The 25,159-nt window shown below is 25.8% G+C and carries 21 protein-coding genes; 9 read left to right on the top strand and 12 right to left on the bottom strand.

Annotated features, from left to right (window positions below; all coding sequences use genetic code 11):
* Positions 1-85: 85 nt before the first annotated feature.
* From AMYT_RS03710 to AMYT_RS03700, 3 genes are all read left to right on the top strand, one after another.
* Complete coding sequence (locus tag AMYT_RS03710) at positions 86-1,729, top strand: TIGR01212 family radical SAM protein (protein WP_114841212.1); 1,644 nt, start codon at positions 86-88, stop codon at positions 1,727-1,729.
* A 99-nt stretch (positions 1,730-1,828) separates the two neighbouring features.
* Positions 1,829-2,983: a trans-sulfuration enzyme family protein gene (locus AMYT_RS03705; protein ID WP_114841211.1), complete on the top strand. Its 1,155-nt coding sequence runs from the start codon at positions 1,829-1,831 to the stop codon at positions 2,981-2,983.
* 4 nt (positions 2,984-2,987) lie between these two features.
* Positions 2,988-4,496 (top strand): PLP-dependent transferase, encoded by a 1,509-nt coding sequence (locus tag AMYT_RS03700; protein ID WP_114841210.1) that lies wholly within the window; start codon positions 2,988-2,990, stop codon positions 4,494-4,496.
* Here AMYT_RS03700 and AMYT_RS03695 read toward each other — a convergent pair.
* From AMYT_RS03695 to AMYT_RS03685, 3 genes are all read right to left on the bottom strand, one after another.
* Positions 4,488-4,823: a hypothetical protein gene (locus AMYT_RS03695; protein WP_114841209.1), complete on the bottom strand. Its 336-nt coding sequence runs from the start codon at positions 4,821-4,823 to the stop codon at positions 4,488-4,490. The genes AMYT_RS03700 and AMYT_RS03695 overlap by 9 nt on opposite strands.
* Before the next feature lie 140 nt (positions 4,824-4,963).
* The gene (locus tag AMYT_RS03690) at positions 4,964-6,358 is read right to left on the bottom strand and encodes a nickel/cobalt transporter (protein WP_114841208.1); all 1,395 of its coding nucleotides are present in this window, start codon (positions 6,356-6,358) and stop codon (positions 4,964-4,966) included.
* Positions 6,358-7,269 carry a metal ABC transporter solute-binding protein, Zn/Mn family gene (locus AMYT_RS03685; protein WP_114841207.1) on the bottom strand — a complete coding sequence of 304 codons (912 nt, stop codon included), beginning with the start codon at positions 7,267-7,269 and terminating at the stop codon, positions 6,358-6,360. The genes AMYT_RS03690 and AMYT_RS03685 overlap by 1 nt, the downstream gene beginning before the upstream one ends.
* Before the next feature lie 118 nt (positions 7,270-7,387).
* Between AMYT_RS03685 and AMYT_RS03680 the strand changes: the two genes are divergently transcribed.
* The 3 genes from AMYT_RS03680 to AMYT_RS03670 are packed head-to-tail and all read left to right on the top strand — an operon-like array spanning position 7,388 to position 9,521.
* Positions 7,388-7,756: a Fur family transcriptional regulator gene (locus AMYT_RS03680; RefSeq protein ID WP_114841206.1), complete on the top strand. Its 369-nt coding sequence runs from the start codon at positions 7,388-7,390 to the stop codon at positions 7,754-7,756.
* 45 nt (positions 7,757-7,801) lie between these two features.
* The gene (locus AMYT_RS03675) at positions 7,802-8,590 is read left to right on the top strand and encodes an AraC family transcriptional regulator (RefSeq protein ID WP_114841205.1); all 789 of its coding nucleotides are present in this window, start codon (positions 7,802-7,804) and stop codon (positions 8,588-8,590) included.
* 43 nt (positions 8,591-8,633) lie between these two features.
* Positions 8,634-9,521, top strand: coding sequence for a DMT family transporter (locus AMYT_RS03670; protein WP_114841204.1), 888 nt, complete (start codon positions 8,634-8,636; stop codon positions 9,519-9,521).
* Here the strand turns inward: AMYT_RS03670 and AMYT_RS03665 are convergent.
* Positions 9,511-10,824, bottom strand: a complete 1,314-nt coding sequence (locus tag AMYT_RS03665; protein ID WP_114841203.1) for a TolC family protein — start codon at positions 10,822-10,824, stop codon at positions 9,511-9,513. The two genes, AMYT_RS03670 and AMYT_RS03665, sit on opposite strands and share 11 nt — an antisense overlap.
* Before the next feature lie 175 nt (positions 10,825-10,999).
* Between AMYT_RS03665 and AMYT_RS03660 the strand changes: the two genes are divergently transcribed.
* The gene (locus tag AMYT_RS03660) at positions 11,000-11,674 is read left to right on the top strand and encodes a hypothetical protein (protein ID WP_114841202.1); all 675 of its coding nucleotides are present in this window, start codon (positions 11,000-11,002) and stop codon (positions 11,672-11,674) included.
* A 136-nt stretch (positions 11,675-11,810) separates the two neighbouring features.
* Here AMYT_RS03660 and AMYT_RS03655 read toward each other — a convergent pair whose 3' ends face one another.
* From AMYT_RS03655 to AMYT_RS03625, 7 genes are all read right to left on the bottom strand, one after another.
* Positions 11,811-12,518 carry an SDR family NAD(P)-dependent oxidoreductase gene (locus AMYT_RS03655; protein WP_228197890.1) on the bottom strand — a complete coding sequence of 236 codons (708 nt, stop codon included), beginning with the start codon at positions 12,516-12,518 and terminating at the stop codon, positions 11,811-11,813.
* Between the two features lie 118 nt (positions 12,519-12,636).
* The gene (locus AMYT_RS03650; RefSeq protein WP_114841200.1) at positions 12,637-13,803 is read right to left on the bottom strand and encodes a cytochrome-c peroxidase; all 1,167 of its coding nucleotides are present in this window, start codon (positions 13,801-13,803) and stop codon (positions 12,637-12,639) included.
* The gene (locus AMYT_RS03645) at positions 13,800-14,705 is read right to left on the bottom strand and encodes a sterol desaturase family protein (protein ID WP_114841199.1); all 906 of its coding nucleotides are present in this window, start codon (positions 14,703-14,705) and stop codon (positions 13,800-13,802) included. The genes AMYT_RS03650 and AMYT_RS03645 overlap by 4 nt, the downstream gene beginning before the upstream one ends.
* Positions 14,705-15,643: an imelysin family protein gene (locus AMYT_RS03640; RefSeq protein ID WP_114841198.1), complete on the bottom strand. Its 939-nt coding sequence runs from the start codon at positions 15,641-15,643 to the stop codon at positions 14,705-14,707. Before AMYT_RS03640 ends, AMYT_RS03645 begins: the two co-directional genes overlap by 1 nt.
* Positions 15,643-17,004, bottom strand: coding sequence for a di-heme oxidoreductase family protein (locus tag AMYT_RS03635; protein WP_228197889.1), 1,362 nt, complete (start codon positions 17,002-17,004; stop codon positions 15,643-15,645). The genes AMYT_RS03640 and AMYT_RS03635 overlap by 1 nt, the downstream gene beginning before the upstream one ends.
* Before the next feature lie 4 nt (positions 17,005-17,008).
* Positions 17,009-18,364 carry an imelysin family protein gene (locus AMYT_RS03630; protein WP_114841196.1) on the bottom strand — a complete coding sequence of 452 codons (1,356 nt, stop codon included), beginning with the start codon at positions 18,362-18,364 and terminating at the stop codon, positions 17,009-17,011.
* Positions 18,365-18,492: 128 nt separating this feature from the next.
* A complete protein-coding gene (locus AMYT_RS03625; protein ID WP_114841195.1) occupies positions 18,493-20,064 on the bottom strand; it encodes a hypothetical protein in 1,572 nt (523 codons plus the stop codon).
* A 223-nt stretch (positions 20,065-20,287) separates the two neighbouring features.
* Here AMYT_RS03625 and AMYT_RS03620 point away from each other — a divergent pair, with 223 nt between their 5' ends.
* Entirely contained in the window at positions 20,288-20,602 is a 315-nt protein-coding gene (locus AMYT_RS03620) for a F0F1 ATP synthase subunit C (protein ID WP_114841194.1), read from the top strand.
* 191 nt (positions 20,603-20,793) lie between these two features.
* On the top strand, positions 20,794-22,920 hold the full coding sequence (locus AMYT_RS03615; protein WP_114841193.1) for a methyl-accepting chemotaxis protein: 2,127 nt from the start codon (positions 20,794-20,796) through the stop codon (positions 22,918-22,920).
* Between the two features lie 28 nt (positions 22,921-22,948).
* Here the strand turns inward: AMYT_RS03615 and AMYT_RS03610 are convergent, their stop codons facing one another.
* Positions 22,949-25,069 (bottom strand): methyl-accepting chemotaxis protein, encoded by a 2,121-nt coding sequence (locus tag AMYT_RS03610; protein WP_114841192.1) that lies wholly within the window; start codon positions 25,067-25,069, stop codon positions 22,949-22,951.
* Positions 25,070-25,159: the final 90 nt, after the last annotated feature.

Genomic DNA, 25,159 nt, shown 5'->3' with positions numbered 1-25,159 from the left:
TTCTATTATATATTTTTTTTAATTCATAAATAATTTTAAAAATTTCAATACTATTTTTATATAATCCTTTTTTCAAAGGATAACTATGAGTCAAAACCTACCTTATTATAGTTTTAAAACATATATGAGTAAAAAATATGGTACAACTTTACACTCTATTCCAATAGACTTAGAGTTAGGTTGCCCAAATAGAGATGAAGAAGGGAAAGGTGGCTGTACTTTTTGTCCCTCAAATGCAGCAAGAGCTGTGCAAACTTTAAATGCACAAAATATTCAAGAACAGATAACTTATGGGATTTCTTTTGCAAAACAAAGATATAAAGCTAAAAAATTTATGCTATATATTCAAGCATATACAGGAACTTTTACTTCTGTAATAAATCAAAAAAAAACCTATTCTCAACTTTTATCAAAAGAAAACTTTAGTGCAATTAGTATAGGGACAAGACCTGATTGTTTAAGTAAAAAAACTCTTGAGTATTTAGAAGAATTAAATCAAGAAATTGATGTATATATTGATTTAGGAATTCAAACTTTAAATGATAATACTTTAAAAAGAATAAATAGAGGACACGATAGTAAATGTAGTCTTGATGCAATTAAAAATATTAAAAAAGCGGGATTAAAAGTTTTTGCACATATTATAATAGGTCTTCCAAATGAAACAAGACAAGATTGGGAAAGTTGTATAAAACAACTGGTAAAAATGGATATTGACGGTATAAAAATACACAATTTACATATTATAAAAAATACTCAATTACATCAAGAATATATTAAAAAGCCTTTTAAAACTTTAAATGAATATGAATATGCAGAAGAACTTATAAATCTAATTAGACATATACCAAACCATATACCAATAATTAGAATTTCAACTGATACTTTAAAAGAAGAACTTATAGCTCCCCTTTGGCATATGCAAAAAGGACAATTTGTAGAATATGTAACTCAAAGTATGTTATATAGAGACTATTATCAAGGCGAATTTATCAATAAACAAAATTTAGTTTTACCAAAACAAAATATCTTTTCTTTAGAAGATAAAAGCAAAACAATTTGGGATAAAATTTATAAAGATTATTATCATCCTAAAAGTGGAGCATATGTTCAAGCAAAAGAACTTTTTATTAAACAATCAAAATTAATACAAAAACTTGAAAAAAAAGATGTTGAGTTATTAGATATTGGCTTTGGTATGGGATATAACTCACTTTTATGTATAAAACAGAAAAAAGAGAACTTCTTAAAAATCACTGCTTTGGATTTAAATAGACAAATTATTAAAGCTAGTGCAAATTTAAATGAAAATGAAGATGAAAAAAATATCTTAAATACTATTTACAAAACCTCTTTTTATAAAGATGAAAAAAACGAATTAAATCTAATTTTAGGAGATGCAAGGCATACAATTAAAAGCCTAAATAAAAAGTTTGATATTATATTTTTAGATGCTTTTTTACACAATCTTAACCCCTCTTTATTAAGTATTGATTTTATATGTTTATTAAAAAATCTATTAGAAAAGGAAGGCATAATAATCTGTACAAATACCTATCATAAAGTAAAAGCTGCTTTTTGTTTAGCAAAGTTTACATATGAAGAGTTTTTTATAGAAAAAACAGATATAAAAGCTTTAATAGTAAAACATGGAGAAAAACTATATAAAGAAGATGTTTACAAAGACCCTTATTTAGTATATAGAGAAAAACAGATTTTAAATAATTAAAAACCTTAAATAAAAAATGAGTTTAAAATATATAATGAAATATAATTATTTTTATTGTAAAATATTATAGATTATTAAAGTAACAAAGATGGGGAATAAATGTACAAGAATATAGAAACAGCCTTAAGTCATATAGCAAAATTTGCACCAATTGAAGATAAAAGTGGTGCTTCACACTTTCCAATATATAATACCGCAACCTTTGATTTAAAAAAACAAAATGGTGATAAAATTTACGATTATACAAGAAGTGATAATCCAACAAGAGAGATGCTAGAAAACCTTTTTACACATGTGGAAGGTGCAGCTGGATGTGTATGTACACATACAGGAATAGCAACTATTGCACTTTTATTTGAAACAGTTTTAAAAGCAAACTCTCATATCTTAGTAGAAGCTGATTGCTATGGGGGAACATTTAGATTATTAAAAGTATTTAAAGAAAAATATAATATTACAGTTCACTTTGCAAATTTTTTAGATTTTGAACAATTAGAAGAGATATTAAAAAACAATAAAATAGAATTGGTTTTATGTGAAAGTCCTACAAATCCAGGTCTTAAAATAATAGATTTAGAAAAAGTATCAACACTTAGCCATAAATACAATGCACTTTTTGCAGTTGATAACTCACTTGCTACATTTATTTCTCAAAGACCACTTGAATTTGGTGCTGATTTTTCTTTATTTTCAACTACTAAATATATTTCTGGGCATGGAAGTGTAGTAGCAGGTGCAATAGTAGCTAAAACAAAAGAGTTAAGTGAACAAATTCATTACTATGCAAACGCACATGGAAGAAGCCAAAATCCAATGGATGTATTTTTAATTTCACTTGGTATTCCAACTTTAAAAATAAGAATGCAAGAACATGAAAAAAATGCTTTAGAAATTGCAGAATTTTTAAAAACTCAAGATTATATAAAAAGTGTAACTTTCCCTGCATTAAAAGAGCATCCACAATATGAATTGGCAAAGAAACAAATGAGCTATATTCCAGGAGTATTTTGTGTAGATTTTACAAGTGTTGAACTTGCTGAAAAGTTTATAGAAAATAGTAAAATTTTTGGTGAAAAATGCTCTTTTGGAAGTTCTGATTCAAGAGTTGAAATTCCAGCAAAAATCTCTCATGCAAGCTTTTCAAAAGAGGAATTAGCTGCAATTGGTATTAGTGATAGTACAGTTAGATTTTCTATTGGTTTAGAAAATGTTCAAGATTTAATTGAAGATATAAAACAAGCAGTACAAAAGTAGAAAAATGAAAGATTCGGTTTTTACACATATTCCTTGTGGGGAGACTCTTCCTATAAATAATATCCATGCAGTTTCAGTTAGTATGCCAAGCTTGCAAGATGTTATTGATTATGAAGAACAAACTCCTGAAATTTTAGAAAAGATAAAAAGTGCTTATCCTAGATTTGTACTTCATCCATATTTAAAACTACTAGCAAATTATATAAAAGAAAAGTACAAAGTAAGCAATAATTATGAAGTAGTATTGCTTTCTTCACAAGAAGCTGTAAAAATAGTTAGTAGTAAATATTTTATTCATAATAAAATAGATATTGAAGAACCGTTTGGAGTAATTTTAGTTTTAAGAGGTACTACACAACTTCAAAAAGTTCTTACTTTTATTCAACATGTGGGTTGCAATCTCTCTTCAAGATTTGCTCAAGACTATCTATTTGAAGTAGGAGTTTTAAAACATAAACATCAAGAAGAACTAGAAAAAGAAGAAATATCCTTAGAGATTATAAAAAAGACTTTAGCACAAGCTTATAATCAACCTATATCAAATGTAGGACTTGCCCCTTCTGGAATGAATGCTATTTATTCAGTGATTAGAGGGCTAAAAAAAATACAAGAAAAAAACAATAGAACTATTTTAGTTCAACTTGGTTGGTTATATCTTGATACTATGAATATAGTGGAACATCACTATAATAGAACAAAAAAGTTTTTGGATATTTCTAATTTGGATAAACTTGAAAACTATTTAGAAGAGTATGGATTAAATGTTTCAGCCATAATTACTGAAATACCAACTAATCCCCTACTTCAAAGTGTAGATTTAGTAAAACTTAGAAGCTTATGTGATAAATATAATATTCCACTTGTAATAGATGCCACATTGGCAACTCCTTATAATTTAAACCTTAAACCTTATGGGGATATTTTTGTAGAATCACTTACAAAATTTGCCTGTGGAAATGCTGATGTTTTAATGGGAGCAGTTATATTAAATGAAAACTTTAAAATTTCTCATATGCAAGGGGAGTTTTTTAAGCACCTAGAAATGGTTTATATAAAAGATATTCAAAGACTAGCTTATGAGATTAAAGACTATAAAAGTAGAGTAAAAAAAATAAGTGCAAATACTAAAAAACTTGTAGAGTTTTTTAAAACTTGTTCTTATATTGATAAAATTTACTACTGCTTAAGCAGTGAAAATGAAAAAAATTATAAAGTAGCTATGATAGATGAGGAGTCATATTCAGGGCTTATTTCTGTTACTTTTAATAAAGATTTTAAAACTATATATGATAATTTAAATTTTGCAAAAGGTCCTAGTTTAGGTACAGAATTTACACTACTTATGCCTTATGTATATTTAGCTCATTATGATTATATTCAAACAACAAAAGGAAGAGAATTTCTAAAACAAATTGGTTTACCAATAGACCTACTTAGAATCTCTGTTGGAATTGAGAACTTAGATGAGATTATAAATGAGTTTAAAAGAGTTGAAAAATATTTTTCAACTTAAAAATAATATTAAAAATATCAAAATAGGTAAAAGAAGGGAAGTAAATAAAAATATATCATTAAAATTTACTCTCTTTTCTTTTATTTCTTTATTTTTTATTAGTTTTTCTTCCAAACATTTTTTAATATATTCTTTTTGCAATTGTCGTTTTGATTTATAAAATAGTATATTCTTCAATTCTTTAGTATCAATATTTTTTAAATCTTCTTCACAAGTTTTAATATCTTTTACTAACTCTTTTAAACAAAGATTTAAACTATGAATTTTACTTTTTATTTCATTTAAATTCTTTTTTTTTACATTAGCAATATTTTCTTTTTTAATCAATTTAAACTCCAATTATATATAAATAATTTTTAATATTATTAAAAAAAAGATAAAGATTTACTTTATAGATTTTTAAATATTTAAAATATATAAACTTTTTTATTGGTTTTATATAGATTAGAAGAAGATTTTCTTCTAATCTATTTTGCAGAAAATAGTAATAAAAGTCCTAAAATAAACATAATTATAGGAGAGATTAATTCTAAAAGATTTGTTAGTTTATGGGATTTATCACTTAGTTTATGTAAACTCACTCCCAAAAAAGAACTTGCAAAAATTACCAAGCCCATACCTAAACTAATTGAAAAAGAAGCTAGAATTACAGCAAAATATGTTTTTAGTACAAAAGCATAAATAAATAAAATCACTGTACCAGGACAAGGGATAAGACCTGCTGTTAAAATAAAATATAAATCACTTTTTTTATTTGATTTTTGAAAGCTAATATTATTATTTGCTTTTAGGTTATTTGAAGGCTTAATACTCCAAGAAATACCTTTATTTGAACAACTACTACAAGAACAACCTTTATTATTTAACTTTTGTAATAGAATATAAAAGGCCAATAGCATTATTAAAACTGCTGAAATTTGAGTAAGAGCTTTTATACTATCATTTACAAAATTACTTAAAAGGCTTTCTAAAATAAAAACAGAAATAAAAACTAAAATCAAAGCTGTTAAAATATGTATAAAAGCTGAAGATAAAGAGATAATAAAAGCCTTTTTATAACTACTTTTATTTGAAGTAAAATAAGAAAAAGCTAAAGTCTTTCCATGACCTGGACCTAAAGCATGAATAATTCCATAGATAAAAGAAACAAATAATAAAGTAAATAAAGCTAATGTATTTCCCTTTTGAACCTCTAAAAGATATTTTTTTACTTCTAAAATAAATTTATCTAAAAGAGTTGGTTCTTTTTTTTCTTTTAGTTTTTGTTCACTTTTTATCTCTTTTTTTTCTTCATTTTTTGTTATATTAGCATTTGAGATTAAGAAAACTACACTTTGATTATCTACAATTTTTGCGATTTTTGCTTTATTTTTAAATACTAAATAATCTTTTTGTAAAAGTAAAACAAAATAGTTTTCATCATCATTTATACTTACATAAAAACTATAATCATTTTGTATATTATAATCAAGTTTTATAGAATAAAAAAAATGTAAAATTCCATTAATAATCTTTGTTTCATATTTATAAACTTCGACTTTATCAGAAACTTCTTTATTGATAGTTTGACCATAAGAAATATGTGTCATAAAGTTTTTTAAGGTTGCATAATCTACAAATGCTTTTTGAATAAGTTCTAATTCATTTTTATTTAGAGTATTATCTAGATTTGTATCATATATCTCTTTTAGTTGATTGGTAAATTCAGGAGTTAATATCCAAGTTACATCCATTGAAGTAATTTTTGTATCTGTTGAATTAACTTTTAATGAAACTTTTGTTTCAGGAGAATAAATTGTACACAAAGCACAAGAAAAAACTATGCTTTGTGTTATAAAAAGAATATATAAATATCTTAACATTATTTATAAGAATCTACTATTTGTTTTGAAGTCTTTATAAGTCCTTCTTTCCAGTTTTCTACTAAGGGATCCATAATAACTGCATCACCTTTTATACTATTTGCAATAACTTTTGCACTTTTTTGTGAAAATTGAGGTGCTACAAAAACTATTTTTATATTATGCTCTTTTGCTTCATTTATTAATTCTACTAATTGATTTGGCTTAGGCTCTTTTCCTTGAACCTCAACTGCAATTTGTTCTAAAGTAAATCTTTTAGCAAAATATCCCCAAGAAGGATGAAATACCATAAAAGCTCTATCTTTTACAGGTGTTAAAATCTCTTTTAATTGTAAATATAAACTATCTAATTCTTTAATAAAATTTTCATAATTTGTTTGATAAAACTCACTATTTGCTTCATCTATTTTTACTAAAGTTTTATAGATATTTTTAGCTTGAATTTTTACTAATATAGGGTCTAACCATACATGTGGGTCTAAGCCTTCATGTTCATGTTCATCTTCATGGTCTTGCTCATGCTTATGGTCACTATTATGATTGTGTTCATCGTGTTTATGCTCATCGTGTTCTTCTTCATGTGAGTGTTTAGCCATAGGAAGTTTTTCAATACCTTCAGTTGTATCAACTACTAATAAATTTTTATTTGCATTTTTAAACTTTTCAAGCCAAGCTTTTTCAAAAGGTACACCAATAGAAAAATATACTTTTGAATTTGCAAGTTTTCTCATTTGAGAAGTTTTTGGTTCATAAGTAGCAGGGGAAAAACCTGGTTGCACCATAACATTTACAGATATTTTATCTTTAGCAATTTTTTCAACAAAATATTTTTGAGGAAGTATACTAACTGTTACTTCTTTAGCAAATAGTGAAAAATTTAAAGCTAGAAAAAGTAAAAATAATTTTTTCATCAATTCTCCTTTTTGCAATCGAGTTGCATTTAGCGAATATTAATATATAAAAACTTTAACGCAACTTAGTCGCAAATTTATAACCCTATTTTAAATAAAAGTTGATATAATCTTTTTTATGAATGCAGAAAAATTAATAAACAAAAAAAATTTAAAACTTACGACTGCTAGAAAAGCAATATTAGAAATATTTATAAATTCAAATAGACCTTTATGCTATGAAGAAGTAAAAAATAGTTTATCAATGGATAAAGCTACTTTTTATAGAAATATCACAAAATTTGAAGAAGAGCATATTATTAGTAGCTTTGAATCAAATGATAAAAAAAGATATTATGAAATACAAAATAATCCTCATGCTCACTTTATTTGTTCAAAATGCTCAAGTATTGAGTGTATTCCACAAGAACTTGAATTAAAACTTCCAAAACATGAAATTGATAATATTATAATTAAAGGAATCTGTCCTTTATGTCTAGAAAAATAGCAATATTATTCTATATTTTCCCATATTAAATGATAAAATTAAAAGATGAAAAAATTACTTTTAAATACTACTTTTGAAAGTGTTAGATTATCAAATGATAACTTTAGCAAGCACTTTCATGATACTTATACTATTGGTATAACTTATGAAGGAATGCTAAAAACTTTTAACTCAAATCAAACTTATGATTCATATGAGTTTACTTCAAGGGTAAATAATCCAGGAGAAGTCCATGGAGGAGTTGCAACTTCGTGGTCTCATGCTAACTTTTATCCTAGCGTGGAAATGTTAAGTTCTTTATATGAAGATATATATTTTGAAAAAAAAGTTCCACTTTTTGAAAAACATATAATAAATGATAAATTTCTATTTTTTAAATTGCATAAATTTTTTCTTAGTTTTTATAAAAATGAAGATTTTTTACAAACACAAACTCTTTTAATAGATGCCTTATCATATTTAATTATAAATTATACTTCTCAAACAAAAAAAGATTTTCATATTTTTGATAATAAAAAAGTTGTAAAAAGAAGCTATGAATTTATCCAAGATTGTATTGACTATGAATTTGATTTAGATATTTTAGCATCAAATGCAAATATGAGTAAATTTCACTTTTTAAGAGTATTTAAAAATGAACTTGGTATAACTCCACATAATTTTATAATAAATGAAAGAGTTAATAAGGCTATAAAACTTATCAAAAATGGAGTTAGTCTTTCTCAAGCTAGTATGCAAGCTGGTTTTAGTGATCAATCTCACTTTACAAGAAACTTTAAAAAGCTTTATGGATATACTCCTGCTTTTGTAAAAAATAGCAATATTGTTCTATAAATAATTTTTCTTTTTTTATAAGATAAAAATAAAAAGTAAATAAATGACACAAACAAATAAAAATATATTTTACATTATGATGATTTTTGCTATGGCAGGATGGGGAGCTTCTTGGGTAAATGCAAAAGTGCTAAGTTCTTATATAAATGAATATGAATTAATATTTTTTAGAAATATTTTTACTTTACTTACTTTAACACCTATTTTAATTTTTGCAAAAAAATATTTTTATATAAATAAAAAAAGTCTATTTTTGGCTTTTTTAGCCTCACTTGTTATGATAGCATATATGAAATGTTATTTTTTAGGAACAAAATTTGGAACTGCAAGTTTAGGTGGAGCATTGGTAACTACACTAATACCAATAAATACTTTTTTAATTATGGCGATTTTTTTTAATAAAAAAATTCAAAAAAAAGATTTTTTAGCTTTAGGTGTGGGAGCTATTGGAGTTTTAACTATTCTTCAAGTTTGGAGCTTTAATTTTGAACAAATATTTACAATTTACAATGCTTATTTTTTAGCAGGTTCACTACTTTGGGCAATATTAACTATAATTAGTTCAAGAAGTACAAAAACTTCACCAATGGTTTTTACTTTTTATATGTATGTGATAACTACTATTTTAGTAGTGATTTTTTTCTTAGATTTTAAAGCAATAAATTACCAAAGTTTTGATTGGATTTTTTGGGTAAATATCTTGATATTATCAGTTATTTCTACTACTTTTGCAACAACAGTATATTTTGTAGGAATTGAAAAACTTGGAGCAAATGAAGTTAGTTCTTTTGTATTTTTAGTTCCATTTTTTGCAATTTTATTTAGTGTAATTTTTTTAAAAGAGCATATTAGTTTATCGATAATTTTAGGAACAGTTATGACTATTTATGCAGTTAAAATTTTAAATAATATAAAAGTTTTTAAAAAGTAGCTTTTAAATTTGAAACAAATATCTCTTTTTTCTTTTTATCTATTAAAAGCTCTATATTTTTACTATCATAAAAAGTAGTAATTATATAAAGTAAATAATCATAGTTTGCACTATATTTATTTATTAAAGCAATTAACATACTATTTTGGGCATTTAAAACAGCTTGTATATTAGTAGTTCCATTTTCATATAAAGCTCTTATTTTATAATAATTATTTGTGGCATTTTGATTTGAGATATTTGTATATTGAATTGTTTTATAATAAGATAAAACCTTTTCTAATGTTAATCTAATATTTTTAAGTATTTTAGTTTTTGTATTATTTGAAGTAAAAATAAGATTTTGTAATTCTGCTTTATTTTGTTCACTTTTTATAGTAACTTTTGCATCTTTATATAAAGAAAGCTTTTCATTAACTATTTTTTCAAACTCATTATCTTCCCAAGGTTTATACTCTTTTTTAGAACTATCAAAAGAAGTAGAACTCTTCAATAAAGAGCTTTGGTTTGTGATTTTTTTAGATACTATTTCTTCTTTTGCTTTTATAAGTTCAATTAAGATCTCTAATTGTGTGGAGTTATCAATAAAATTCTTTGCTAAAAAATTTGAAAATTTATTAAAAGAAGTATTTGTTAATAAATAAGAAGAAACTAATTTTTCATCTATTTTAAAAAACTCTTCATCAAAAGCATAATCTCTTAAAGTAATCTCTTCTTCTATTTTTAAAATAGTTTTTAATTCATTTATTTTTAAATTAATCTCTTCTTGATACCTAAGCATATCAAGATTTACTCCTGTTAGTTCATTTTCTAGTTTATCTAAATCTTTTTCAATAGAAATACCTAACTTTTCCCTTTTTGAAATTAATTTATGTACTTCTAAAATTAGATTTTTTCTTGATTTTGCAATATTTAGGCTTTTTTGTAAAGTTAATATTTTAAAATATAATATTGAACTATGATAAAACAAAGCTTCATTTAAATCCTCTTGTATAAACTTTTCTTCTTCTTCTAAAAGTTTTGAAGTCTGTTTTGGTGATAAAACTTGATTTGTATTTAAAAGTTGTCTTATTACTATTGAGAAGTTATAATTGTTTTGTGAATAAAGACCATTTAGATTTGAAGAATAAGCTTTTTCTATTTTATAGTTTTTATTATCCACATTTAAGTAATCATCTAAAATTTTTATATTATGCTTTGTTTTTATTATATTATTATATAAATCTTCAATTGTTAAAACTTTTTGGGCATAAAGATTTGAAAAAAAAGAAAAAATTAAAAAAAATATTACAAAATTTTTCACAAATAGCCTTTTTAGTGGTAAAATAGTCCCAAAATGTCTTATTTTATGTGCTTTTATTACTCTAATATTATAAGACAAATATTATAAAGTTACAATAAAAAGTTTGCATAAAGTTAAATTAATATAAAATATTTAACCTAATTTTTTTAACAAATATTATTTAAGGATGAAAAGAATGCTAAAAAAAATAACAGTTGGTTGTATTGGAGTTTTATTATCACTAAATAGTGCTCTAGCAGATTCAAAAGTAAGAAATGGCGAAGTTTTAGAATTTGAAAATAGCGGTGGATATACATATGTAAAAATTAAAGATGAAAAAGACAGCTATTGGGCTGCTATTCCACAAACACAATTAAAAGTAGGTGATAAAATTTCAATTAGAGAACAAATGTGGATGGAAAATTTTAAAAGTAAATCTTTAGATAAAACTTTTGATAAAATAATGTTTGCTGAATTGCCAAATCAAAAACCTTCAAATGTACATGGAATTCATGGGCAAATGATAAAAGAAAAACCTACTCCAAAATTTGATGATATTATTATTGCAAAAGGGGAAGCTTTAAAAACAAATATTGCTGAACTATATACAAAAAAAGATGAATTTAAAAATAAAAATGTGGAAATTGAAGGTGAAGTATTACAAGTTTCAAATAAAGTTCTTGGAAATACTTGGATAAAAATTAGTAATGGGAAAGATGCAGTTATTTTTAGATCACCTAATGAAGATGAAAAAGTTGCTATTGGTGATAAAGTAAAAGTAATTGGAACAGTAAATACAGATGTTGATTATGGATATGGTTTTAAATATAAAGTAATTGGTGTAAATGCTAAATTTGAGAAAATCAACTAAGAATTATTTTTAGTTTTCTAACTTTTTTAAGATAGGTAAGATTTAAAAATAGTTTTTACAAATTTAAGATGAAAAGATTTTTTGCAAAATGTACAAATAGTACATAAGCAAAAAACTTCTTTTCAATAAAAATAACTTATCTTGGATAAGAGCAATTATTAATATCTAAACATATACCTGTTATATATTCTGGACAATCAGTAGCTAACCAAACAATAGCTTTAGCAACCTCTTCTGCTTGGGCAAATCTACCGCTTACTACTGTCTTTTTAAACTCTTTTTTTCTTTCTTCCGAGTTATCTTTTTGCATATCTGTTTCAGTTGGACTTGGAGCAACACAATTTACAGTTATTCCATCTGCTCCCAATAATTTTGCATAAATTTTAGTGGCATTTATAAGTCCAGCTTTAGCTATTCCATACCAAACATCAGGATGACCTATTTGTCCAGCAATAGAAGCTGTATTTACTATTCTTCCATATTTCTTTCTTTTCATTGCTTCACTAAATAGATTTATAAGCTCAACAGGAGCATATAAGTCCACATTCATAATATGTTCCCTAGCTTCCACAGGATAGTTGTCATATGTATATTTTGGTTGCATATATCCTGCATTATTAATTAAAATATCAACTTCTCCAACCTCTTTTACAAGTGCTGGTAAAGTCTCTAATTTTGATAAATCACACTCAATTTCTGTAACATCTGGTAAACCACCAAGAGGAAAATCAGAAAAATCTCTTGCAATAACAATAATCTCATGTCCTAGTTCTAACATTGCTCGTGAAACTGCAAGACCTATTCCTTTATTTCCTCCTGTTATTAGCACTCTTTTTTTACTCATAATCTTCTCCATTTTTTATATATTTAAAGTATATATGGCAGATGGTTTTAAAATTCTTAAAAAAATAATATATTTTAGATTTTATATTTATATTATAAAAAGCGAAAAATTTCGCTTTTTATTTATTCTCTTCTAGTAGATGTTCATATCTTTTATCAGTAAGTAATTTCATAAAAGCAACTAAAGCTTCTACTTTTCTATCACTTAGTTTTTTAGCTTTTAACTCTTCAAGTGAAATTGTCTCTTCAACTTCTGCTTTATCCCAAGCTTTATTTGTTTCTGGATTAATATTTCTATTTTTATTGTTATATTTATCATAAAACTCAACAACAGTTTTTAAATCTTTAAATACTCCATTATGCATATAAGGTGCAGTAATTGCCACATTTCTTAAAGTTGGAACTTTATATTTTCCTTTATGTGATTCATCTTTTACAGCTGGATTATTTAATAAACCATTATCTATTGCAGTTACACCATTTTTAGCTCTTAATTGGTGATTTATTGGTGTTCCTATATTATGATACTCATAATTTGTAAAAGTTTCTCCCTCTTTATCTTCACCTTTTAAAACATGACAATTTGCACAAGAGTTATTATTATTTGAAAAAAAGATTGATTTTCCTAAATCTTCTAAAGGTGTTAAATCATACTCACCTTTTAAATACCTATCATATTTAGAGTCAAAAGGAGCAAACTCTTTTGTCATCTCAAAAGCTTCAATAGCTTGAGTCATAGCACTATAAGCTTCATCATTTGAATTAAATATCTCTAAACCAAAAATCTCTTTAAATTGCTCTTTATAAAACTCATTTTCTTTTAATCTTTCAACTACTGCTTTTTTATTTGGCATTCCCATTTCAAGTGGATTTAATGGTGGTCCACCTGCTTGTCCAGCTAAAGTTGCCTCTCTACCATCCCAAAACTGTCCACCAATATATTTTTTCTTATTTTTATCATAATGAAATTTTGGAGAAAACTTTGCATAAGAGGCAGTTGGAGCTTGTCTATCCCCAAGAGATTTCCCATCATCTCCAAGTGAAGCCATAGAATTTACTGTATTATCTCTATTATCAACAAATCCAACTTCTGGATTATGACAAGTCGCACAGCTTTGTGTTCTATTTTTTGATAGGTTTTTGTCAAAATATAGAACTTTTCCTAAAACTTCTTTTTTTGCTTGAAGCTTAGCAAGTTCTTCTTTTGAAGGTTGTATTTGCTCTTTACAACCAGTTAAAATAAATACACTTATACATAGTGCACTTATTAATTTTATATATTTCATATTTTGTTCCTTTGAGTAAAAGTAATAAAAGGAGTAATAAGTAATTTAAATATAGATGTATATTGACTCATTTGCTCCTTTCTTAATCCAAATTTCAATGTTTTAACCTCATTTGAAAGGGTTAAAGTATTAAACATCCTATCCCAAATAGCTAAATAGCCACCATAATTCCTATCAAAATGTTTTTTACTATGATGTATTTGGTGCATATAAGGAGAGATTAACCATTTTTCTAAAAAGGCAAAATATCTTAATTTCACATGAGAGTGTCTAAGATTTGAGCCTAAAAATGAAAAAATAAAAACAAAAATATTTACTCCAAAAATAGAATAAATATCAAGTTTTGCACCAAAAAAATAAATAAAAATTCCCGTTACAAAGCCTATACTTAAAGAGTATCTAAATCCAAAAAGTATATTTTCAATTGGATGAACTCTGTAAAAAGTAAGAGGGTTTAAAACTTTTGCACTATGATGTACCTTATGAAAATGCCATAAAAAAGGAATAGTATGTAAAAATCTATGTGTCCAATATCTAGTAAAATCACTTACTAAAAATAGACAAATCGTATATAAAACTATAATAGTTTCATAAGAAAATAAGTTTGTATAAAAAAATCCAAACTCATTCATAAGTAGTTTATTAATTGCAAGTGCAACAGTTTTTGCACTTACAACTATTGGATAAATCATAAATAACTTAATAAAATAAGAAAGAATAAAATAACTATAATCAAGTTTTGCACTTGGGTGAAACCAATATTTTTTTGAGTATAAAAGTTTTGAATTTTTATCTTTTGAAAAATAAAAATAGATTATTGCAATAAATAATGAACTTAATAAAAATCCCCAATATACTCTTTTATTAGGGTTTACAAAATACTCAAGTGCAAAAAAATCCACTAGTCACCATCCGCATCTAAAATTTTTGCAGTTACTGATAATTGTTCAACTAATGATAAATAATAAGTATTGTGAAAAATACTTAAAGCTTCAAATAGTTTTTGAGCTTTTGAAAAATCCTCTTTTTGTAGTTTATTAAGTTCATATATAGAATTTTTTAAAGCAATTCTAACTTCTTCAACTTGTTTTTTAGCTCCACCATCTATTGCCATACTAGCAAAATTTGGGAAATTTTTTTCACCCATTACTTCTTCATGTACATCTAAAATAGCTCTTATTGCAGCAAAACTTTGCTTTGATAAATAATACTCACCTCTACTATTATCAGGGTTATTTCTATATTTTCTTGAAAGTCCAGCAGGGTCTCCTACTCTCCACTCTTTTAGTTTATATGTTCCATCAATTAAAGCATTAATAATTACTGCATTTCCCCATTTTTCATCTTTTTGTTTACCTTGTAAATATGTAGTATAAACTGTTTTAATATCATTTAAATGAGAAATAATTGCATCAAGCATTACAGTTAATAGCTCTTTTTCTCTTTTTGTTAAAGTTTCATCTTTATATAAAATATACTCAACTGCATTAATACTTTTATTTGAATTTTTAAATAAAGCAAGACTTGCTTCTTCATTTGAAGCTATTGCTCTATTTAATTGTTTGGTAATATCTTCATTTCCATGATGGAAAATATCCACATATCTTGGAGTATCAATATAATCTTCATTTATATCACCTGCAAGATACAAAGCCTGAACTTTTTTCCAAGAAATTACAAATTTTTCAAAATCTTCTTTTTTAAAATTGCTTTTTAAATCTTGTGCATTTTTTATTGCTTTATTAACATTTGGAAGTGATACATTAGTTAAAATATTTGAAAATGTATTTGCATAACTAAAACCAAAAGCTAAAGCTAATATTATAAAAATCTTTTTCATTATAGTGTTCCTAAAAATTTAATTAACTCTTCTCTTTTTTCTTTTGATAGATTCATATAGTTAAGTTTGGCATTAGTTGCCTCACCACCATGCCATAAAATTGCCTCTTGAAAGTTTCTTGCTCTTCCATCATGTAAAAGTCTTGGTTTTTCATTATTTATTTTTTCATGTAAAGCTAAACCCCATAAAGGTGCAGTTCTAAATTCACTACCTGTTGCTTTAAATTCTACTCTTCCATCTGCTAACTCTTCACCCATATCATGCAATAAAAAATCAGAATATGGTCTAATTTCTCCAATTTTTGTCTCAAAGCTAGTTATATGGCAAGAAGCACAACCAATATTTTTAAATAAATTTAAACCTTTTTTAAAATTTTCATCTTCTTTGGGTTTATAAACTTGCAAATGAGTAAGATAATATTCAATAGATTTTAATCTATCTTCTGTAACATCAAATTCATATTTGTCAGCTATTATTGCTTCATTACACTCTTTTTGTGCCTTAGTACAATTTTCATAAGGATGTAAAGGTGTTGTAAGTCCCATATCATTGTGCATTGCTCCTGCAATTTGCTCTAAAACAGTTGCTGTACTTGCTTTCCAAGTATATCGTCCAAGTTCAATTTTTTTTGTTAATACAGAATAAACTCTATTTGCTTTTCCTGATATTCCATCATTATTTTTATCTTCAATATCTTCATTTGCTAAAATTGCTTCATTAGAAATTAATTCAATTAAACCCATCCCCATAAGAGTTGGAGCTATTCGATAAGAGACAATAACATCATCTTGCATTTTTCCATAATTTAACTCTTTTAAAGAGTATTTAGGTTTTAAAAGTGTTACTACTTCTTTATCTGGAAAAGTTACTTTTACTTCACTAAATTCTAAAGTAGGTTTTCCCTCATATTTTACCCCATGAACACCATTTATAGATAATTGTGCCCCATATATTGGCTCTTTTACAAATCCATTTTTATATAATTCTTCTTGATGCATTTTTGAATTATTAGAAGGAATTGAAAGTCTAACAACTAAATCTCTTGAAAGTTCATTATTTTTTGAATATAAAACTCCTCTTCCATTTGCGGGATGACAGGAAATACAGGTATTTGCATTAAATAAAGGACCTAAACCATCCCTTGCAGTTGTAGCACTTGGAGATTCAACCCAAGGAATTCTAAAAAAACTTTTACCTAATATAAATCTATCTATTTGCTCATTATTTAAACCTTTTATTGATTTAAATATACTGTTTTTTTCTATTTTATTTGTAAAAACTTCTTTATTACTATTAACGGCAAAAAGTCCTGTAGCAAAAACTGCTACAAGACTTTTAAAAAATAGTATTCGTTTTAACAATAAATTAGATTTTTGTTTCTTCTGGATCTGTAACATCATCTGTTGATAACTCAATTCCATTTGCTTTTGCAACATTTACCATTTCATCTCCAAGTTTTCTTAGCTCATTTTTAAGCTTAACAATAACTTTTGACTGAGGGTCATTTGGTTGAATTTGATAGTCAAAGTGTCTTGATGTTTTTGCAATTACATCAATATCTGAAATTTTATCTTCAATAGATGCCATTAAATTTAAAATTCTTTCTTTTGACTGTGCATCAAGCATATCAATTGCAGCTTTACCAAAAACTCTACCATTATAAGTTCCCATTAAAACATTTTTAAAACCTTGGTAATTTGTAACAATATCTCTATGAGTATTATCAGAGAAGCAAGAGTGTTCATCTTCTTCACTTGGAGTTAATACAGCAACTGCAATTCTTTCATTTGCAAGTTCAGATTTAATAAATACACCCATTCCCGCAAAAATTTGTCTTAAGGCATCTTTTTCAGAGATATTTTTAGAAGAATCTTTTCCTGTTAAAGTATTTAATAATGCAGCTCTATATAATCCATTATTTCCATTTACTTCTTTTTCCCAAGCAGATTTTACAGTTTGTAAATCAGAAACAATTTTTGAACTTGCAGCTTTTAAATAAGTTAATCTTCTAGGTGCATCTACATCAGATGTAAAATCACTAAGTGGTCTTTGTCCAGCAACTAAAGCTCCTTTAGTTATCGAATCTTTAATAAAGTTTGAATAATCTTGGTCTTGTCCCCATAATAAGAATTCAATTGCATGGTAACCTGTACTAACATTTGCTTCTCCACCATTTTCATTTAAAGCAGTTAAAGCATCAACTGAAATATTTGTTACATCAACAACTGTACTTTCTTCTCCCCCTGGGTTAAAATTACCTTTAGTATCAATAATATTACCAGATGTTTTTTTACCATTTGCATCAATTGTATAATCAATCATATTTTCATCAAGTGGCCAAGCATTGATTTGACCTTCTAAAGAACCATAAGCTTCAGCTACCCATCCTTCTTCAGCATCAATTGGTCCATTTGATAATCTAAAAATTTCTGTTTGACCATAAGACTCTCTTGATTTTAACCAAGCAGCTTTTGCTAATTCTAAATTTCTAGAAGTTGGATTATTTGCAAAGTTATTAATTGCTTTATCTAATTGTTTTGCATCTTTTAATGCATCATTATAATTTGCATAAGCAATATTTGCATAAGAGTTTAATAATTGACTTGCTGTAACTTTATTAGCTTCATTTGTATGCACTTGAGAAGCTGTACAACCTGTAAGTGCGATAGTCGCAGCAATAGATAAAGATGCTACAAAGATTTTCGATTTAGAAAATGCCATTTATATTTCCTTTTTTAATTTTAATATTTATTATCAATATGAAATTAAAACAAAAATATAATTAAATATAACTTAAAAATGACAATGATTATCAAAATGGATTGAAATTTAAAGACAAAGAGAGAATTTTATCTCTCTCCATTACCAAAGAATTCTCTAAATCCTTTAATAATATCTTGTGTAGTTTGAGAACCTGCTTCCTCACCTAGCTTCTCTTTTAGTTTTTCTTCTAATTTTTTAGAATGTTTTTTAATAGCTCTTTCACTCTCTTCTTTTAGTTTCATTTTTAATAACTCAGTAGTATCAACAGAAACTTTTGGAGAATTTAAATTTCCTGTAACCGCAGTATCAAATTTTATACCTTTTAATTCTGTTTTAATAAGTGCATCAATAGTTGATTTATCTAAATTTACTATACTTTTTGTTACATCAATAGAAGTTAAATTACTTTTCATATTTATAGTTGAAGAGATAACTTTTTTATCAATATTACTTTTTAGATCTATTTTTTCATAAATCTCTTTTGTAATATCAAATTTTGCAAAAGTATTAATTAGTTTTGAATATTCATTTGGTAAGAACTGTCCATTTGTTAGATTCCCTAATACTTCACCTTTTTGCTCTTTTAAATCATATGCAAGATTTACATCAGCTTTTGAAGTGAAAAACTCTGGATAATACATCATATATGTAAGTTTTTTAATATCAATTTGTTTGATATTTGCTTTAAAATTATCATTTAATAACTCAAAATCTAAAGTTCCATCAAGAAGTTTTGAATTACCTGTAACTTTTGTAGAAGTTGGAGTTTTTTCAAGGTTACCCGCAATATTTAAAATACCTCTCATTTTAGTTTGAGTTACATCATAAAGCTTTGATAAATCTGCAATACTTAGTAAATAATCACTATTAATATTCATATTAGAAAGATTTACAGTTGCTTCTTTTACTATAAGATTAGCCATTGTTGTAAAAAAATCAACTTTTGTAACTGCTTTACTTGGCTGTAAAGTTGTAACAATATCCCCTTTAAATTCTAAAGGTGCTTTTAAATTTTGATTAAATGCTTGATTTACAATTGCATTATTTACTTTACCATTTGTAATTACTGTTGCAATTATCCCATCTAATGTTAAGATATTTGCATTTTTTATTTTACCATTAATAGATAAATCACCATTGGCAAAAACAGGCTGGTTTAAAGTATATAATAGTGTTTGTATTTTTGCATTATCAACAAAAAAATCAATATTTGAAGGTTTAAAATCTACAAGTTTAACATCATATGTAGTTTTACTTCCAAAAATATCACTTATACCTTTAACAATAGTTAGTTTTTCATCTCCCAAAACAGTACCTTTTGTAAAAAATTTACCATTTAACTTTTGTTTTGTATACTTTTCAAGTTTTGCTAAATCTTTAATATTTACTTCATAATTTAAATCAACTCTTTTTTTAAGTAATGCTAACTTGCCAATAATATCTATTTGTGAATTATCATCAATAGTAGCTATAAATTTTATATTAGAAGTTGTAAGTAAAAACTCTTTTACTTCAAATTTACCATCTATTTTGCTATTTACACTATTTTGAATTAATGAAGCAACAGTTGAATTCCCAATAGGCGTAAATAATAGTGCATATAATAAACCTAAAAATATAAATATTGAAGCAATAAAAAAAAGAAAAACTTTTTTCATTTGGATCCTTTTGTTTGAAACTTTATTTGATTATACAAAACTTTTATCAAAAATAAAATTAGAGAAAAAATAATGTTACAAAATGTAATTTTAAACTATTTTTTTTCTTTTTATAAAGTAATTTTAAATTTAAGTTTTGTATAATCTGCCCAATCAAAGTGATAAGTAGGGATACGCAAGCCGAACAGACTTTGAAAGTAAAAATTTAAATAAGGAATATAGAATGAAAAAAATCGTTCTTTTAATGCTAGCTATTGCTGGTTTTGCATTCGCTGCTGATGGTGCAGTTGCAAATGAAACTTTAAAAGCTTACTCTGTAGTTGCTGCAGGTATTGGTCTTGGTCTTGCTGCATTAGGTGGTGCTATTGGTATGGGTAACACTGCTGCTGCAACTATTGCTGGTACTGCTAGAAACCCAGGTTTAGGTTCAAAATTAATGACTACTATGTTCATTGCATTAGCGATGATCGAAGCTCAAGTTATTTATGCATTAGTTATTGCGATGATCGCATTATATGCAAACCCATTCTTAGGGTAATTTATAAAATTACAGATTTTATAAACTCTAAAAGGTCGGAAGTTTAGGCTTCCGGCCTTTTTTTATGCAAAATTAAAATTAAACTCTACAAAAAATCAATTTTTTATACTATACTACTTTTTATACACTTTATGACACTAAAATGTAATTAATGTATATTACAATATCAAAGGAAATAGTAAAGGATTAGTATGAAAACTAATAGTATTAAATCAAAGGTTCTATTACTTATATTTATAAGTATTTCTTTGTCTTTTATTGTTTTGGGATTTTATAATGCTCAAGGAGAATATAAATCTCAATATAATGCAATAAAACAAAAAGAGTTAGATTTAGCATTTGATAGTGCGAAATTTATTAATAGCTATTTACAATCAAAAATAGATATTGTTGAAGCAGTTACAAATCAAATGCCAGCAGAAGAGAGTGAATTAAATGTAAATAATCAAAATATTCTTCAAAAACTACTATTGGGGTCATTATCAGGTAAGTTTGTTGATTTATATATAGGTTTTGAAAGCAATGGAGATTATTTAATGTCTGATGGAACAATAAGAACAACTTCAACAACTGATTATGACCCAAGAAAAAGACCTTGGTATAAACAAGCAGTACAAATGAATTCATCTGGAATTACTGCACCTTATGTGGATTATTCAACTAAAAAATTAGTTGTAACTGTATTTAGTCCACTAAAAAAAGATGGTAAATTACTAGGAGTTGTTGCTTCTGATATTTTTATTGATACAATTGTTGATACTGTATTAAATGTACAATTAAAAACTACAGGATTTGCTTACTTACTTGATGAAAAAGGTAATACTTTAATTCATAAAGAAAAAGAACTTCTTGAAAAAGAAAACAGTATCTTTAAACAAGTAAAAAATGATGAAAAATCAGGTTTTGGTGAAGCACAATATGAAGGTAAAGAACTATTAGTTGCTTATAAGCAAATACCTATTACAGGTTGGTATTTACAAGTTCAACTTGATAAAAAAGAGATTTTTGATGAAATAAATAGCAATATAATTAAAGAAGTGATTTTATATATTGTACTATTAGTTATTATTTTAGCAATTTTATTTTATACAATGGTAAAACTTCTTTCTCCATTAAAAGAGGTTGAAGAAGGGCTTAACTTTTTCTTTAAATATTTAAAAGGCGAAGAAAAAGAGATAAAAGAATTAAATATTAAAACAAAAGATGAGTTTGGAAATATGTCTGCTGTTATTGATAAGGAGATGAAACTTATTGCAAAAAGTTTTGATGAAGATAGACAACTAATTGAAGAAGTTAAAAATGTTGTAAATCATATCAATAATGGAAAATTAGATATTTTAGTAAAAGCTTCTACTTCAAATAAAGCTTTAAATGATTTAAAAAATATTTTAAATGAGATGATTACAACTATTAATGCAAATGTTAATAGTGATATTAATCCTATTTTAAAAGTATTAGAAGAGTATGCAAAACTAAACTTTGTAAATTTAATAGATAATCCAGATGGAAAAGTGTCAGAAGGATTAAATAACTTATGTAATATTATAAATGCTATGTTAAGAGAAAATAAAATAAATGGTTTAAATTTAGATAAAAACTCTAAAACTTTATTACATAATGTTAATATTTTAAATAAAGCTTCAAATCAAACTGCTGTTTCACTTGAAGAAACAGCTGCAGCAGTAGAAGAAATCACTAGTACAATTATCAATAATACAAATAGAATTACTGATATGTCTGAGCATTCAAAAGAGTTATCTTCTTCAATTACACAAGGGCATAAGCTTGCAACATCAACTGTTAAATCTATGGATGAAATAAATGAACAAACACAGGCAATTGCTGAAGCAATTACTGTAATAGATCAAATAGCATTTCAAACAAATATTTTATCACTTAATGCCGCAGTTGAAGCAGCCACAGCAGGAGAGGCTGGAAAAGGTTTTGCAGTAGTTGCACAAGAAGTGCGAAATCTTGCAAGTAGAAGTGCTGAAGCTGCTAAAGAGATAAAAGAGTTGGTTGAGAGTGCTACACTTAAAACAGATAACGGTAAACAAATAGCAGATAGTATGATTCAAGGATATACTAAATTAAATGAGAATATTATAAAAACAACTCAGGTAATAAAAGATATTTCTGAAGCTTCTAAAGAGCAAAAAATTAGCATCGAACAAATCAATGATGTTATTACAAAACTAGATCAACAAACACAAAACAATGCTTCTGTTGCAGCTCAAACACATGAAATTGCAATAAGCACTTCAAATATTGCTCAACAAATTTTAGATACAGTTAATCAAAAGAAGTTTAGAGAGTAAGTTAAGATACAAGTTTTAAACTTGTATCTTATTGTTCATGAAATTTTTTCTCATTGGCAGCATTTAAAATCTCTTGAGCCATTTGAGAAGTTGCAATTGCTATATTTTGAGCCTCACTTGCTACTGAAGCATTTTGTTGAGTTTGTTGGTCAATTCTATTTATCATATCATTTACCTGTTCTATACTTATCTTTTGCTCTTTTGAAGCTGTTGAAATACTAGCAATAATTTTTGTAACTTTTTCTGCATTTATACTTAATTTTCTATATCCATCTATCATATTATCAGCGATGATTTTTCCATTATTAGTTTTTGTAGAAGCTTTTTCTACAAGCTCTTTTATTTGTTTAGCAGCTTCAGCACTTCTATTTGCAAGATTTCGCACTTCTTGTGCAACTACTGCAAAACCTTTTCCAGATTCACCTGCTGTGGCTGCTTCAACTGCGGCATTAAGTGATAAAATATTTGTTTGAAAAGCTATTTGATCTATTACTAATATTGCTTCTTCAATTAATTTTGTCTCTTCATTAATCTCATCCATAGCACTAACTGTTTTATTTGCTAAATCTTCACCTGTTGAAATTGCAAATGTTAATTCATTTGAGAACTCTGTCATTGCTTGAATATCTTGAGTATTTGCTTTTACAGTATTTGTTACTTCTTCTAAAGCAGAAGCACTCTCTTCTAAAGATACTGCTGTATCATTTGATGATTTATTTAATATTCTTACATTTTCAAGTAAATTTTGTGAATTTTCATTTAAAAACTCTCCATTTTGTTTATTTACTTGTAACATTTTAGTAATAATATTACAAAGTTGATTTACTTTTATTGCAATTGATCCAGTTGGATTTTCTATATGTTTAGTAAAATCAAGTTTTGAATAGTTTTCTAAAATATCTCTTATTTCATTTATATTAGAGTTTACATCTCTTCTAATTGTTAAAATCATCTCATTTAAAATATCTTTTAACTCATTTAAAGATTTATTTGAACTACTTCTAGTTACATCTTTTGAAAGGTTTCCTTCTTTTATTAAAGTAACTATTTCTTTAACATTTTGAATTAGTTTTTCTTCTTCTTGCTTTGATTTTTCAACTAATATCATCTGTTCATCAATGATTTTTCCCATTTTTCCAAATTCATCATTTGAAGTAATATTTAATCTCTCCACATTATCTTTTTCACCTTTTAAATAGCTAAAAAATGAATAAAGTCCACTTTCAAATTTACCTAAAGCACTTAAGGCTTTATTTAAAAATAAATATAAAATAGAAAGAATTATTGATAGTAAAATAACAAATAAAATAACTGTTTTTTGAATTTCTTTATTTATTTGACCAAAGATATGTTCTTCTGCAACTTTAATAAAAATATACCAATTTAAACTTTTTATTTTTTCAAAGAAAATATGTTGTTCTACGCCATCTTCATCTTCAACAATATATCCCTCTTCATTTGTTTTAATCTTTTCTAAAAATTTAGTAGTTTTTCCCATAAACTCTTTATTTTTATGTATTAAAATTTCTCCATCATTATCAACTACATAAGCATATCCACCATCAGTAATATCAGAAGAAGATAGTTTATTTATTAAAACATCTAAAGCAATATCTGCACCTAATACTGCAACAATTTCATTATTTTTAAAAATAGGCTTATATAAAGTTACAACATAAGTATTTAAAGTTTTACCCCAATAAGGTTTTGTAACTCCTAAAGCTTTTTTTTCTACTGCTTGCTTAAACCATGGTCTTTTTCTAGCATCAAAATTGTCTTTTTCCAATGTTAAAGTTTTTCCACCTGATTCAACTTCATTTCCATTATTTGAAAAACCAAGAAAAAACAGACCAAACTCGCCTGCACTATTTCCAAGTTCTAATATTTTGAAAATACCTTTATTGTGAACACTCATCTCTTCTTTTTCTAACTCTTTTGCAATAGTATTAACTATAGTAATTTTTGAGTTAAAATAAATATCTAGATATTCAGCAATATTCCTAGAAGTATTAATCTCTTTGTTTTTTACTAAAGTAGATTTTGATTCATAAGAATTTGATGCATTTTGATACCCTAATATCCCAAAAGAGATACCCACACTAATAAAAATCAAAACTAATAATTTTGTTTTTAAACTATATGTCCCCATTTGTTATCCTTTTGTTCAACATTTTTTCATGATAAATGCTAACTACCTAAAGAGACTTAAAAGTGACTTTTCCTTAGTTTTTTAAATTAT

The organism is Malaciobacter mytili LMG 24559 (assembly GCF_003346775.1).
GTDB classification, from domain to species: Bacteria; Campylobacterota; Campylobacteria; order Campylobacterales; family Arcobacteraceae; genus Malaciobacter; species Malaciobacter mytili.
Note: the sequence above shows the minus strand (reverse complement) of the source record. Positions and strands in the feature narration are given on the sequence as shown.